This is a genomic window from Propioniciclava soli, assembly GCF_038502305.1.
GTDB lineage: Bacteria > Actinomycetota > Actinomycetes > Propionibacteriales > Propionibacteriaceae > Propioniciclava > Propioniciclava soli.
Genome location: NZ_CP115965.1, coordinates 3283758 through 3296568, shown reverse-complemented (window position 1 = coordinate 3296568; position 12811 = coordinate 3283758). Strand labels below are relative to the sequence as shown.

Sequence of the window (12811 nt, the reverse complement as noted above, 5' to 3'; positions counted from 1 at the left end):
CGGGCTACTTCACCGACCCCGCCGTCAGCCCCCCGACGAGGTGCTTCTCGATCAGGGTGAACAGGATCGCCACGGGCACGATCGCGATCACGGACGCCGCGAACAGCTGGTCCCAGTGCTGCTCGTACCCCGTGACGTAGGCCCGCATGCCGACGGTGAGCGGCTTGCGCTCGTCGTCGATGATCAGCGTGAGCGCGACGACGTACTCGTTCCATGCCGCGATGAACGTGAAGATGATCGCCGTCACAGCCCCCGGCGCGGTCAGAGGCAGCATGATGGACGCCAGCGTGCGGATCCGCCCCGCGCCGTCCACCGCCGCCGCCTCCTCGATCTCGCGGGGGATCGAGCTGAAGAAGCCGTGCAGGATCCAGATGGCGAAGGCCAGGTTGAACGCCGCGTTGGTGAGGATCAGCGCCGCGTAGGTGTTCACCAGGTTGAGCTCGAAGAACTGCCGGTAGATGCCGACCACGAGCGAGGTCGGCGCGAACATCTGGGTGATGAGCACGACGAACAGGAAGACCATGCGGCCCGGGAAGCGCGTCCGGGCGGTGATGTAGGCGGCCGGGATGGCCACGACGATCACGATCAGCGTGGACGCCGCCGCCACGATCACCGACGAGCCGAGCCAGTTGAGGAACCGGCCGTCGGAGAGGATCTGGGCGTAGGTGTCCCACTGCCACTGACGCGGCCAGAACGACGGCGGGGAGGTCTTGTTGTCCTGGCTCGTGCGCAGCGAACCGAGCAGCATGATGACGTACGGCATCGCGAACACGGCGGCGAGCGCGAGACCGCCGAGGGTCAGCCAGACGCCCCGGGCGCCGCGGGCCCTCATGCGTCCGCCTCCTTGCGGGGGTCGACGATCTTCAGGTAGATCGCGACGACGACGAGGATGAGCAGCACATTGAGGATGCCGGCCGCGGCGGACATGCCCACGTCCTTCTCCTGGCTCTTGAAGGCGAGCTTGTACATGAACGTGATCGTCGTGTCGTGGGTGTAGCCCGGGTTGCGGTCGTTGAGGGTGCAGATGATGGGGAACGAGTTGAACACGTAGATCGTGTTGAGGACGGTCGCGATCAGCAGCGCCGGCCGCAGCAGCGGCAGCGTGATCGAACGGTAGGCCCGCCACGGCGAGGCGCCGTCGATGCGGGCCGCCTCGTACACGTCGTCGGGGATCGCGGAGAGCCCCGCGATGAACACGAATGTCGTGAACGGGATCGACACGAACACGCCGACCAGGATGAACGACCAGCGGACGACCGCGTCGTCGCCCAGCCAGTCGACCGGTCCGGCAATGAGGCCGAGCGTCTGCAGGAAGGGGTTGAGCAGCCCGTAGTTGTAGTCGTAGATCAGCATGAAGACCTGCGCGGTGATCACCAAGGACGCCGCCCACGGCAGGATCAGCGCCGTCCGCAGCACGCGGCGTCCGAGGAAGTCCTTGGACGCGAGCTGGGCGATGGCGAGGCTGAACACGATCGTGATGGCCACCACCGCGACCACCCACACCACGGTGTTGAGCAGCACGGTCGGCAGCATGGGGTGGTTCAGGACGGCGACGTAGTTGGCGAGGCCCGCGCTGCCGCGGCGCAGGCCCGTGATGGAGAAGTTGGCCAGCGAGGCGTCCACGAGCAGGACCGCCGGCAGCGCGACCACCCCGATGATCAGCACGAGGGCGGGGGCGAGCCACAGCAGGGCCGTGCCGAGGCCGACGTGGCCCGGGCTGCGGCGCCGGCGTCCGCGCCCTCGTACTGATCGGGTGGTCATCGCCTGCGTCAGCTCCCGGACTCGGCGGTCTGCTGGAGCTGGTCGAGCGTCGCCTGCGGGTCACCGGTGATGCCGGCGCCGATGTTCTGCTGCACGGCGAGCTTCACCCTGTCCCACGTCGGGTCGTCGGTCGGCGTCAGCTTCACGTTCGGCAGCGTGTCGAGGTAGACCTCCAGATCGGGGTTCGAGCTGAAGTACTCCAGGCCGGATTCGGTGACGGGCAGGAAGCCCTCGGCCTCGATGAACGCGTTGACCTGCTCCGGGGTGTAGTAGAGCTCGTAGAACGCCCGGACGGCCTCCTGGTTGTTGTCCTTCTTGAACGCCATCAGGTAGTCGGTGACGCCGAAGGTGCGCGGTTCGCCGCCGTCGTTGACCGGCATCGGGGCGACCGCGTAGTTCACCGTGCCCTCCTCGTCGAGCTGGCCCACCAGCGGGCTGAAGCCCACGACCATGCCCACGCGGCCGGACTTGAAGAGGTCGAACGCGTCGGCGCGGTTGGTGCGCGCGGGGTTGTTCTGCGTGAGGCCGGCGTCCGCGAGCTCCTTCATGAAGGTGAGGGTCTCGACGTTCTCGGGGGAGTTGATGGCCCACGAGCCGTCCGACTTCCAGTCGCCGCCGTTGTTGAACGTCCAGATCGAGAACTCGCCCTGGGCTTCCTCCGGGCCGAGCGGCATCGCGTAGCCGATGCTGCCGTCGCCCAGCGCGGTGATCTTCTCCGCGGCGTCGCGGAACTCGTCCCATGTGGTCGGAGGGGCGGCGATGCCGGCGCGCTCGAACAGATCGGTGTTGTAGAAGAACGCCCGCGCGCTCGACAGGTCGGGGAACCCGTAGAAGTCGCCGTCGTAGGTGCCGTAGGTGACGAACGTGTCGAGAATGTCGTCCTTCACCTCGTCGGGCAGCACCTCGTCGCTGTTCCACAGCAGGTCGTCGGCGGCGTAGGACGCGTAGACGTTCAGGTTGAGGATGTCGGGCGCCTGGTTGTTCTGGATCATCGTCGAGCTCTGCTGGTCGATGCTGTCCCACGAGACGATCTGCACCTCGAGGGGGATGCCGGTCTTCTCCTCATAGGCGGTGGCGAACTGATCCCAGAACGCCTTGGTGTGGCTCGAGCTGTACTCGGCCGCCACGAGGGTCAACGACTCGGGGGCGTCCGTGCCGCCCGAGGCCGCGTCACCCGAACCGGTGGTGCCGGAGCCGGTGCCGGCCCCCGTGCCGCCGGCGCAGCCGGCGAGCGCCAGGGCCGCGGCGGCCCCGATCGCCCAGATCTTCGTGCCGAAGGTGGCCATGGTGCGTGCCTTTCGTTCGGTGCCTGGTGCCCACGCCCGCTCGGGAGGAGCATTCGTTCAGGCTGTTGACGAACCACGGTAGCGGCCAGTGTGCGGGCCGTCGAGTACTTCGATCGGTGTGAGGTCAGGATTTGTTCACGATGTGAACGGACCCATCGAGCTCGGGTTCGTCACGCAGCTGGACGCCGGCGTCCGTCGGGACGCCTGCCCCGGCCAGCGCGCCCACGACGATCTCGTTGGCCCCGGCCCGCCACAGCGGCAGGGCGGCATACAGGGTGCGCTGCGGCCCGACCTCGTCGAACCGGCCGAGCAGGACGCCGTTCAACCAGCAGAAGCCCCGGCCCCAGCTGGGCAGGGCGAGGAAGCCGTCGGCGGGGGCGTCCACCACCATCTCGGCGCGGGCGAGCAGCGGGCCGGCCGTGGCGGGGCGCGACGCCGACCAGCGGACGCCGCCCAGCCAGGCGGGGTCGTCGATCGTGAGCGCGCGCGAGGCCCAGCCGTGCACGAACCGATCGCCCAGCCGGACGCCGGTGAGCCCCTTGCGTTCGCCGAGCCGGGGGCCGAAGTTGATGCGGCCGGCGTTCTCGACCACCAGGGTCAGCTGTCGCTCGGCCCCGTCCGCGCGAGGGGTGAGGGGAAAGCGGGCCTCGCCGTCGTTGCGATCGGCGGTGCCCGCCGACACCCCGTCGACGAGCAGCTCCGCGCGGTCGGCCAGCCCCTCCAGCACGAGGTCGCGGCCCTCGGGGGGCACGAACGTGCTGCCCTCGTACAGGGCGAGCCCGTGATCGGCGCCCAGCTCCTCCAACGGCAGCGGGTGCGCAGCGTGGCGCGGCGGGCCGAACAGGTCGGCGTGGTCGAGCAACGACGCCCACCCCGTCACCGCCACCTGCTGCGGCCGGTGCCGCGGCAGGGGAGCGGGGGCCGGCGGCGGCGTCCGCCCCGTGTGGGCCGCTATGACGTCGGCGTAGGCGTGGAACTTCGCGGTGAGCTCGCCGGCCTCGCCCACCGGGGCGTCGTAGTCGTAGGAGGTCACCGTGGGCTGGAGGCGCTCCCCGTCGTGGTTCGCGCCGCTCCACAGGCCGTGGTTGGTGCCGCCGTGGGCCATGTAGAAGTTCACGCCCGCCCCGGCGGTGAGCATCTCGGCGAGGGTGGCGGCGGCGTCCTGCGCCTCGCGGGTGTGGTGGGGCTCGCCCCAGTGGTCGAACCAGCCGTTCCAGAACTCCATGCACACCGGCGGATCGTCGGGCCGGACGCGGCGCAGCTCGGCGAACGAGGCGGCCACCCGGGAGCCGAAATTCACGGTCGCCGTGACGCCGGGCACCGCGCCGTGGGCCAGCCAGTCGGGCCCCGGCCCGTCGGAGGTGAACAGCCACACGTCGACGCCGCGGCGCACGAGGCCGTCGCGCACGTGGGCGAGGTAGGCGGCGTCGCTGCCGTACGAGCCGTACTCGTTCTCCACCTGGACGCCGACGACGGGGCCGCCGCGGGTGGCCAACAGGGGGGCGATCTCGGCGACGGCGGCGTCCAGCCAGCGGTCGACCGTGGCGAGAAACGCCGGGTCGGCGGTCCGGAGTGCCATCGGCGTGCGCATCAGCCAGGCGGGCAGGCCGCCGAAATCCCACTCCGCACAGATGTAGGGCCCGGGCCGGACGAGCACGTCGAGGCCCAGCTCGCCCGCCAGCTCGATGAAGCGGCGCACGTCGCGCGGGCCGCTGAAGTCGATCGTGCCCGGGGTGCGCTCGTGGTAGTTCCAGGCCAGGTAGGTCTCGACGGTGTTGAGGCCCAGCGCGGCCACGCGCTCGAGCCGGTCGCGCCACAGCTCGGGGTGGACGCGGAAGTAGTGCACCGCTCCGCTGATGATCTGGTGGGGGCGTCCGTCCCGGACGAACCCGCCGTCGACGATGTCGAGGGTCATGCCACGCTCCTGAAAAGTTCGGACAACAAACGAAGTATTGTCCGCACGGGAGGGGCGGTCAAGCCCCGGCCGGCACCAGCGTGGGGTCGGCGAACACGTCCTCCAGGGCCAGGAAGGCGCCGCCGCGGGCCGCGGCCATCAGCCCAAGCTCGGACGCGACCACGCGGGCGTGGTTGCCGGCGTCCAGGGCCCGTGCCTGCAGGCGGGTCTCCGCGACCGGGATGATGAACGCGCCGAACCAGGCGAAGTAGCCACCCAGCACGATGGCCTTGGGGTTGAGCACGTCCACCAGCACGGCGAGGCCCTCGGCCAGGTGCTCGGCGATCGCGGTGAGCGCGGCCAGGGTGGGCGCGTCCCCGGCGTCGGCGCGGCGGCGCAACTCGTAGAGCCGGTCCTCGATCGGACGCCCCGGGTCGCGCAGGCTGTCGCCGGCCGGGGCGGCGGACTCGAGGAGGGCGTTGAGCCCGACGACCGTCTCCCAGCATCCGGTGCGCCCGCAGTTGCAGGGACGATCGTCGGGGGCCAGGTGCAGGTGGCCGACCTCCCCGGAGAACCCGGCCCAGCCGCGCATCAGCGCGCCGTCGGCGATGATGCCGGCGCCGACCCCCACGTCGCCGGTGAGGTAGACGAGGTCACTCACGCCCTCGCGCGCGAAACGGACGGACTCGGCCAGGGCCGCCAGCTTGGCGTCGTTCTCCAGGCGGATCGGCGGGGTCGGCTCGCTCAGGCGGGTCGCGTATTCCCTGACCAGCGCCACGTCGCGCCACCCCAGATTGGGCGCGAAGCGCAGCGAGCCGCTGGCGTAGTCGATGATGCCGGGCGGCGAGACGGTGATGCCGGCCACCCGGGTGCCCGACTCGGCGAGGGAGTGGATCATGCGCTGCAGCTGGGTGGCCGTCCGGTCCAGCACCTCGGCCAGGGGGAGGTGGGCCACGTCGAGCGGGGAGACCTGCTCGCGCACCACGGTGCCCGCGAGGGTGACGGCTGTGAAGGACGCATAGTCGACGGCCAGCTCGATGCCGATGCCGGCCACCCCGCTGCCGTCCAGGGCGACGGTCGTGCCCGGACGCCCCACCGCGCCACCCCGCTCCAGCGCGCCCTCGCGCACCAAGCCCCGCTGGGCCAGGTCGGTGACGAGGCTCGAGGTGGTCGCCTTCGACAGGCCGGTCTCCTGTGCCAGCCGGGCCCGGGAGCGTCCGCCGTGTGCGCGCAGGTGCCGCAGCAGCAGGCCCATGTTGGCCGACCGCATCTCGGCCTGCGCGACGCGACCGACCCCCGGTGTGCCTGCTGCCATCTCGGTGCTCCTCGTCGGTTGCGGTGGGGTGTGGGCGGACGCGGCGTCCGACAGGCCCGATTGTGTCACGTGCGGGGGGACCTTGACAGCCGCTTGATTAGTTAGGATGCTGTACGAACAATCAATGCCCGCGCTGGTGCGGGCTCAGCAGAGAGGCAGACGCCCCATGGAGCACACCGTGGCCCGCGCAGCCGGCGTCCTCGCGGCCGTCGCAGCGCTCGCAGCGACCTCCGCCTGCGCGGGGACGCAGGCGACCACCACCGCACCGAGCCCGGCGGCCCCGGGCACCACCGCCGTCACCGGTGGCGAGCCGGTGGAGATCGCCTACCTGCACCGCCTGCCCGACGGCGAGGGCATGACCAAGGTGGCCGAGCTGGCGGAGCAGTGGAACGAGGAGAACCCCGACATCCAGGTGACGGCGACCAAGTTCGACGGCCGCGCCGCCGAGATGATCACCAAGATCGAGGCCGACGTGCAGGCCGGCACCGCGCCGTGCCTGGCGCAGGCCGGGTACGCCGAGGTGCCCTCGCTGTTCACCCGCGGCCTGCTGGCCGATGTGACGAGCGAGGCGGCCGGGTACGCCGACAACTACTCCGCGGGCGCCTTCAGCCTCATGACCGTGGGCGGCACGACGGTGGGCCTGCCCCAGGACGGCGGCCCCCTCGTCTACTACTACAACGCCGCGGAGTTCGAGCGCCTCGGGCTGACCGTGCCCACCACGATGACCGAGCTCGCCGACGTCGCCAAGACGGCGGCCGGCCAGGGCAAGTACGTGGTCGCGTTCCAGCCCGACGAGGCGCAGTACTGGCTCTCGGCGCAGGCGGCCGCAGCGGGCGGCACCTGGTTCTCCGCCGAGAACGACGCCTGGCGCGTGGATGCCGCGGGCGAGGCGTCCCAGCAGGTGGCCGGCCTGTGGCAGGACCTGCTCGACTCCGACGCTGCGCTCGTGGAGCAGCGCTGGGGCGACGGCTTCCGGGGTGCGCTGAACGACCAGTCGCTCATCGGCACGATCGGCGCGGCCTGGGAGGCCCCGCTGCTGGCCGGCGACATGGCGGGCACCGCCAACGAGGGCCAGTGGTCGGTGGCGCAGCTCCCGTCCTTCGGGTCGGAGGCCATGACGGGCCCCGATGGCGGCTCCGGCGTCGTGGTGCTGCGCACCTGCGATCACCCGGCGGAGGCCATGGAGTTCAACAACTGGCTCAACACGCAGATCGACGCGCTCGTCTCCCAGGGCCTCGTCGTGGCCGCCACCGGCCCGATGGAGACGCCCGAGGCGATCCGCACCTTCTACGGCGGCCAAGACGTGTTCGCCGAGCTGGCCACCGCCAACGAGAACCTGAACCCCGACTTCCCCTACATCCCCACCTACCCCGCGATCGGGGCCGAGATGGCTGCCGCGGCGGACCGGGCCGGGTCGGGGCAGGGCACGGTGATGGACATCTTCACCACCGCCCAGGAGGCGTCGGTGTCGTCGCTGGAGGACGCCGGCCTGCCGGTGGCTCGCTGACGTGGCGGCGACGGGGAGGGGAACAACCATGGCCGCACGTGACCGCCGCGCACGCGGCGGACGCGGGTTCGGGCGCCGCGGGTTCGGACGCAGCCACGAGGCGCGCACCGGCTGGATGTTCCTCTCCCCGTTCGTCTTGCTCTTCGCCCTGTGCTTCCTCGCCCCGATCGTGGTGTCGGTGCGGGCGGCGTTCCACCGAGACCTCCCCACCGGGGGCGGTCTCTACGGCGGCGGGGAGCTCGTGGAGACCTTCGTCGGGGTCGAGAACTTCGCCCAGGTGCTGGCCACCCCCGCGCTGTGGGCGGGGCTGGGCCGGGTCGTGCTCTTCGGCATCTTCCAGATCCCGGTCATGATCGGTTTGGCGCTGCTGTTGGCGCTGCTGCTCGACTCCGAGGTCGTCCGCCGGGTGACCGTGTTCCGGCTGGGGTTCTTCCTGCCGTTCGCCATCCCCGGCGTCATCGCCGCGTTGCTGTGGACCTACATCTACAGCCCGCGGCTGTCGCCCATCAACCAGGTGCTGGGCGCGGTCGGGGCGCCGATCGACTTCTTCCACCCGCAGATGATCCTCGTCTCGATGGCGAACATGACCACGTGGACGTTCGCGGGCTACAACATGCTGATCTTCCTCGCGGCACTCCAGGCGATCCCGCGCGAGCTGTACGAGGCGGCCCGGATCGACGGGGCGTCCGAGGCGCGGATCGTGTGGGCGATCAAGGTTCCGATGGTGGCCCCGGCGGCGCTGCTGGCGGTGCTGCTGTCGATCATCGGCACGATCCAGCTCTTCAACGAGCCCACGGTGCTCGCCACCGTCAACCCGTGGATGGGCAACGACTTCACCCCGATGATGCTCGCCTACAACGCCATGACTGGCCAGGTGCAACCGTCCGGGGCCGGGCCGGCGTCGGCGGTGTCGATCGTCATGGCCGTGTTCGCCGGCGTCCTGGCCGCCGGGTACGCCCTCGCGCAGCGGAGGCTGGCCCGATGAGCGCGGCGTGGGGGGCGGCGCGTCCGCGCCGGGCGACCGTGGTGGTGACCTGGCTGGTGCTCATCGGGGCGCTGCTGTACTTCCTCGGGCCCGTGTACTGGGTGGTGGTCTCGGCCACCAAGAGCAACCAGGATCTCTACATCACCAGCGGCCTGCTGCCCGCTGCCAACCACATCGCCGAGAACTACGCCACCCTGCTGGCCTGGACGCAGAACCAGTTCTGGCGCTGGGTGGGCAACTCGGTGTTCTACTCGGCCGCCGCCGGCGTGATCGGCACGCTCGTGTCCGTCGCGGCGGGCTACGGGCTGGCGAAATTCCGGACGCCGGGCGGCGCGGCCGTCCAGGTGGCGGTGCTGGCCGGGCTGCTCTTCCCGATCGCGCTGCTCACCGTGCCGCTGTATCTGCTGTTCATCCAGCTGGGGCTGGTGAACACCCCGTGGGCCGTCATCATCCCCTCGTGCGTCAGCCCGTTCGGGGTGTTCCTCGGCCGCATCTACGTCGAGGCGTCCGTGCCGGACGAACTGCTGGAGGCCGCCCGGCTGGACGGGGCGTCCGAGCTGCGGATCTTCTTCGCCGTCGTGCTGCGCCTGCTCGCGCCGGCCATGGTGACGATCTTCCTGTTCATCTTCGTCGCCACCTGGAACAACTTCCTGCTGCCGTTGATGATGCTCACCACCAACGAGCTCAAGCCGGTCACCGTCGGTCTCTACGGCATGATGAGCTACTTCAACCCGCAGTACGGCGCCGTGCTGCAGGGGGCGCTGCTCGGTGTGCTGCCGCTGATCGTGCTGTTCCTCGGCCTGCAGCGCTACTGGCAGGCGGGTCTGGCCAGCGGTGCGGTGAAGTAGTCAGTCCAGCCAGCCCAGGGACGCCAGCCACCGCTGCGCCAGCGTCGTCCACTGGGCCACCTCCGGCTCCGCGTCGGCCAGGCCGAGCCCGTGGCGTCCGCTGCGGAACACGTGCGCTTCGAACGGGACGCCCGCGACGCCGAGGGCGGTCATCAGCGTGATCGCGTGCAGCACCGGGACGCCGGCGTCGTCGCTGGTCGTCCACAGGAACAACGGCGGGGTGGGCTCCTCCTCGGGCGCGGTGATGCGGGTGGGGATGGAGAGCTCGGCGCGCAGGTGGTCACCGGCGTCCTCGCCGAGCAGGGTCTCCCCGGAGCGGACGTGGAGGTTCGGGATGCGCCCGAGCAGCGCCTCGCGCAGGTCGGTCACCGGGTAGCAGAGCAGGGCGGCGTCCGGCCGGCCGGCGAAGGTGTCCGGGTCCGCGCCGGAGACCTCCGGGGTGTCGGTGGCCAGCAGCGCAGCGAGGTGCCCCCCGGCGGAGAAGCCGAGAACGCTGACGCGGCGGCGGTCGACGGGCAGCGGCGTCGCGCCCGAGCGCAGCGCGCGGAGGGCGGCGCGGGCGTCCTCGAGGGGGTCGGGCCAGCACTGGTCGCCGGTCGCGTAGCGCAGCACCGCGGCGTGGAGGCCGAGCGAGTTGAGCCAGGCGGCCACGGGTTCACCCTCGTGGACGGCCAGGTGTTCATAGCCGCCGCCGGGCAGGACGAGCACGCAGGGGGCCACCGCGTCGCCGGCGGCGTGGAACGTCCAGTCGAGGTCAGCCATGCGTCCCATCCTGCCCGACGGCGCCTCGGGTGGCCGCTGCCGCGATGCGCCTTTCCGGGGCGGCCAGGTCGGCCGGGGCGGGGACCTCGACGATCAGCACCACCTGATCTTCGCGCTCGCCTGCGACGGGCGGACGCTCGAGGCGGTCGAGCGGGACGAAGCCCTCAGCCGCCAGCATCCTTTCCATCGATGCCGCCGAGCGGTGGTGACGCAGCAGGGTGACGTCGTGCCCGTACGGACCGAAGGCAGCCCCGATGTCGCGGACGCCCTCGCCGGCCTGGAACGCCACCAGCAGCACGCCCCCGGGAGTCAGCACCCGCCTCAGCTCCGCCACGATCGGGGGCAAAGAGGCGTCCGGGGTGTGGATCAGCGAGTACCAGGCAAACACGCCGTCGAACGTGGCGTCGGGGAACGGCAGGGCGGTCAGGGACGCGACGGCCGTCGGGAACCCCGGATGGTCGCTCCGCGCGCGACGGATCATCCCCGCGGACAGGTCCACCCCGGCGGGGTTGCAGCCACGGGCGGCCAGGTAGGGCAGCAGCCGGCCGGCGCCGCAGCCGGCGTCCAGCACCCGCCGGGGCCCCCGCACGGCGGCGCAGAACCGGTCGATCATCGCCAGGTCCTCCGGCTGCTCGCCCTCGGTGGCGGTGTAGAAGTCTGCGTAGGTGTCGGCGACCGCGTCGTAGGCGGCTTGCACCGCGCGCTCGGCGGCTACGACGGGTCGTTCCACGGCAGGGAGTCCTGCTCGGCGGCCGGGGTCACGGTGCCGATCACGTCGAGGCGACCGCGGCCGTGGAGCTGCTCGGTGAACCAGCCGGTGGCCTGCACCTGGGCGCCGACGAGGCGGGCCGCCTCGGTGATGCCGCGCACGTCGTGCAGCTCGATGACGTGACCGTCGGCGTCCACCACGCGGCAGCGGTCGGAGCGCAGGTCGGCCATCTGCAGCTCGCCGACGACGGTGCGCAGATCCTTCGGGGCGCGGCGCTCCCACGGCTCGCGAGCGAGGTGACCCGTGGCGAGGCGTACCTCGCCGTGCCCGGGGATCGTCACGGTCGCTCCGGTCGCGGCCCGCGTCAGGGCGCGGAGGAGGGCGGCGACGGCGTCCGCCACCGTGGCCGGCGTGCCGGGCGGGCGCTCACCCGCGGCCAGGCCCTGCAGCAGCCGCCACGCGTGGGCGTCCACCTGCTCGGCGAGGGGGTCGAGGTCGAGGACGCCCTCCTCGCCGACGCGAAACACCACGGTGCCCTCGTCGGGCATGTGGACGCCGAGGGCGCTGAGCTGCTCGACGGCCTGCGGTTGCCGGCCGCGGTCGAGCTCCTCGGTGGCGTGGCGGTACAACCGGTAGACGAGGGTCTGCACGGCGGTGCACAGGCGGGCGACGTCGGCGGCGCGCAGCGCACCGCCCGGCCCGGCGCGGCCGGCGAGCTGCAGGACGTACTGGCGCATGGGTGACCTCCGCGATTGTGGCCCCACGCTACCGCCTCGCCCGCTGGGCCGAGCCGGGGGGCTACGGTGCGTCCATGAGCGAGAGCCCGTCCAGCCCGGACGCCCTGCGCGTCGGCCACGTGCCCGGCGTGACGCTGACCAAGTGGCGGACGCGGTGGGCCGAGCGGGTCCCCGCGCGGCTGGACGTGGTGGAGGTGGCGGACGCCGCCGTCCGTCGCGTGCTGGACGCGGGCGAGGTCGACCTCTGTTTCGCCCGGCTACCGCTCGACACCGACGGGCTGCACGCCATCGCGCTCTACGAGGAGGTGGTGGTCGCGTGGGTCTCGCGTGAGCACCCTGTGGCGGCCTACGACGCGGTGACGCTGAGCGACCTGACCGACGAGACCGTGTTGACGGCGGGCGAAGTGGCCGGCCAGGGGCCGGTGGCCCTCGATCGCGTGCTCGGGGGCGCGGTGGCGCTGGTGCCCATGTCGGTGGCGCGCTCGGCGAGCCGGCGGGATCTCACGTTCTGCCCCGTCACCGACGCCGAGCCCGTCCCGGTGGTGCTCGCGTGGCGGCGCGACCAGGAACACCCGCTGATCCAGGAATTCATCGGCATCGTCCGGGGCCGGACGGCCAACAGCGCGCGCACCCAACAGGAGAGGGCGGCGCCGCGGCGCGGTCGGGGACGCTGACCTACGCTTTGGGCATGGACAAGCAGATCGACAACGCGACCCTGCGCGAGAGCCAGGAGATGCTCGACCAGGTCAATGCCGACGTGGTGCGCCTGGAGGAGTTCGTGGCGTGGTTCACCGACGCGACCCAGCGCGTCCGCGCCCTCGAGGACGCCTACCGCGGCCCCGTGCAGGACGCGCTGGCGGAGACGCTGGGCCGCGATCCCGGCGCCGTGACCTGGCCGGTGGCCAACGAGGACGCGGTGTGGGAGGCGTCCGCGTCGTTCCACGACGGCGTGCTGGGGCTGCTGCGAGCCGTCACCGACGCCCTGACGGAGGCGCGGGAGGGCTGAC

At 71.8% G+C, this 12811-nt stretch carries 13 protein-coding genes; 5 read left to right on the top strand and 8 right to left on the bottom strand.

Annotated elements, in window-relative coordinates; translation table 11 throughout:
* Positions 1 to 4: 4 nt before the first annotated feature.
* The 5 genes from PCC79_RS14880 to PCC79_RS14860 all read right to left on the bottom strand — a co-directional run bounded on the left by PCC79_RS14880 (position 5) and on the right by PCC79_RS14860 (position 6256).
* A complete protein-coding gene (locus PCC79_RS14880; RefSeq protein WP_342372282.1) occupies positions 5 to 832 on the bottom strand; it encodes a carbohydrate ABC transporter permease in 828 nt (275 codons plus the stop codon).
* Complete coding sequence (locus PCC79_RS14875; RefSeq protein ID WP_342372281.1) at positions 829 to 1761, bottom strand: sugar ABC transporter permease; 933 nt, start codon at positions 1759 to 1761, stop codon at positions 829 to 831. The genes PCC79_RS14880 and PCC79_RS14875 overlap by 4 nt, the downstream gene beginning before the upstream one ends.
* A gap of 8 nt (positions 1762 to 1769) precedes the next feature.
* Positions 1770 to 3047, bottom strand: a complete 1278-nt coding sequence (locus PCC79_RS14870) for a sugar ABC transporter substrate-binding protein (protein ID WP_342372280.1) — start codon at positions 3045 to 3047, stop codon at positions 1770 to 1772.
* Positions 3048 to 3171: 124 nt separating this feature from the next.
* On the bottom strand, positions 3172 to 4962 hold the full coding sequence (locus PCC79_RS14865) for a glycoside hydrolase family 35 protein (RefSeq protein WP_232547309.1): 1791 nt from the start codon (positions 4960 to 4962) through the stop codon (positions 3172 to 3174).
* Between the two features lie 58 nt (positions 4963 to 5020).
* A complete protein-coding gene (locus tag PCC79_RS14860; RefSeq protein ID WP_342372279.1) occupies positions 5021 to 6256 on the bottom strand; it encodes an ROK family transcriptional regulator in 1236 nt (411 codons plus the stop codon).
* Between the two features lie 166 nt (positions 6257 to 6422).
* On the opposite strand from PCC79_RS14860, the gene PCC79_RS14855 reads away from it, so the two are divergent.
* The 3 genes from PCC79_RS14855 (at position 6423) to PCC79_RS14845 (ending at position 9596) form a co-directional block, all read left to right on the top strand.
* Entirely contained in the window at positions 6423 to 7763 is a 1341-nt protein-coding gene (locus tag PCC79_RS14855; protein ID WP_342372278.1) for an ABC transporter substrate-binding protein, read from the top strand.
* A 115-nt stretch (positions 7764 to 7878) separates the two neighbouring features.
* The gene (locus tag PCC79_RS14850) at positions 7879 to 8748 is read left to right on the top strand and encodes a sugar ABC transporter permease (RefSeq protein ID WP_342373634.1); all 870 of its coding nucleotides are present in this window, start codon (positions 7879 to 7881) and stop codon (positions 8746 to 8748) included.
* Positions 8745 to 9596, top strand: coding sequence for a carbohydrate ABC transporter permease (locus PCC79_RS14845; protein ID WP_342372277.1), 852 nt, complete (start codon positions 8745 to 8747; stop codon positions 9594 to 9596). Before PCC79_RS14850 ends, PCC79_RS14845 begins: the two co-directional genes overlap by 4 nt.
* Here PCC79_RS14845 and PCC79_RS14840 read toward each other — a convergent pair whose 3' ends face one another.
* Genes PCC79_RS14840 through PCC79_RS14830 form a run of 3 tightly spaced genes read right to left on the bottom strand, consistent with a single transcriptional unit; the run spans position 9597 to position 11804 of the window.
* Complete coding sequence (locus PCC79_RS14840) at positions 9597 to 10358, bottom strand: alpha/beta hydrolase (RefSeq protein WP_342372276.1); 762 nt, start codon at positions 10356 to 10358, stop codon at positions 9597 to 9599.
* Complete coding sequence (locus PCC79_RS14835) at positions 10351 to 11088, bottom strand: class I SAM-dependent DNA methyltransferase (RefSeq protein ID WP_342372275.1); 738 nt, start codon at positions 11086 to 11088, stop codon at positions 10351 to 10353. The genes PCC79_RS14840 and PCC79_RS14835 overlap by 8 nt, the downstream gene beginning before the upstream one ends.
* Complete coding sequence (locus PCC79_RS14830) at positions 11070 to 11804, bottom strand: hypothetical protein (RefSeq protein WP_342372274.1); 735 nt, start codon at positions 11802 to 11804, stop codon at positions 11070 to 11072. The genes PCC79_RS14835 and PCC79_RS14830 overlap by 19 nt, the downstream gene beginning before the upstream one ends.
* Before the next feature lie 74 nt (positions 11805 to 11878).
* Here PCC79_RS14830 and PCC79_RS14825 point away from each other — a divergent pair, with 74 nt between their 5' ends.
* The gene (locus PCC79_RS14825) at positions 11879 to 12478 is read left to right on the top strand and encodes a LysR substrate-binding domain-containing protein (RefSeq protein ID WP_342372273.1); all 600 of its coding nucleotides are present in this window, start codon (positions 11879 to 11881) and stop codon (positions 12476 to 12478) included.
* Between the two features lie 14 nt (positions 12479 to 12492).
* Positions 12493 to 12810 (top strand): hypothetical protein, encoded by a 318-nt coding sequence (locus PCC79_RS14820; RefSeq protein ID WP_342372272.1) that lies wholly within the window; start codon positions 12493 to 12495, stop codon positions 12808 to 12810.
* Position 12811: the final 1 nt, after the last annotated feature.

What these genes read in the sequence shown, in the direction of transcription:
- PCC79_RS14880 (WP_342372282.1), bottom strand. Translation starts at nt 832, where the DNA reads ATGAGGGCCCGCGGCGCCCGGGGCGTCTGGCTGACCCTCGGCGGTCTC.
- PCC79_RS14875 (WP_342372281.1), bottom strand. Translation starts at nt 1,761, where the DNA reads ATGACCACCCGATCAGTACGAGGGCGCGGACGCCGGCGCCGCAGCCCG.
- PCC79_RS14870 (WP_342372280.1), bottom strand. Translation starts at nt 3,047, where the DNA reads ATGGCCACCTTCGGCACGAAGATCTGGGCGATCGGGGCCGCCGCGGCC.
- PCC79_RS14865 (WP_232547309.1), bottom strand. Translation starts at nt 4,962, where the DNA reads ATGACCCTCGACATCGTCGACGGCGGGTTCGTCCGGGACGGACGCCCC.
- PCC79_RS14860 (WP_342372279.1), bottom strand. Translation starts at nt 6,256, where the DNA reads ATGGCAGCAGGCACACCGGGGGTCGGTCGCGTCGCGCAGGCCGAGATG.
- PCC79_RS14855 (WP_342372278.1), top strand. Translation starts at nt 6,423, where the DNA reads ATGGAGCACACCGTGGCCCGCGCAGCCGGCGTCCTCGCGGCCGTCGCA.
- PCC79_RS14850 (WP_342373634.1), top strand. Translation starts at nt 7,879, where the DNA reads ATGTTCCTCTCCCCGTTCGTCTTGCTCTTCGCCCTGTGCTTCCTCGCC.
- PCC79_RS14845 (WP_342372277.1), top strand. Translation starts at nt 8,745, where the DNA reads ATGAGCGCGGCGTGGGGGGCGGCGCGTCCGCGCCGGGCGACCGTGGTG.
- PCC79_RS14840 (WP_342372276.1), bottom strand. Translation starts at nt 10,358, where the DNA reads ATGGCTGACCTCGACTGGACGTTCCACGCCGCCGGCGACGCGGTGGCC.
- PCC79_RS14830 (WP_342372274.1), bottom strand. Translation starts at nt 11,804, where the DNA reads ATGCGCCAGTACGTCCTGCAGCTCGCCGGCCGCGCCGGGCCGGGCGGT.
- PCC79_RS14825 (WP_342372273.1), top strand. Translation starts at nt 11,879, where the DNA reads ATGAGCGAGAGCCCGTCCAGCCCGGACGCCCTGCGCGTCGGCCACGTG.
- PCC79_RS14820 (WP_342372272.1), top strand. Translation starts at nt 12,493, where the DNA reads ATGGACAAGCAGATCGACAACGCGACCCTGCGCGAGAGCCAGGAGATG.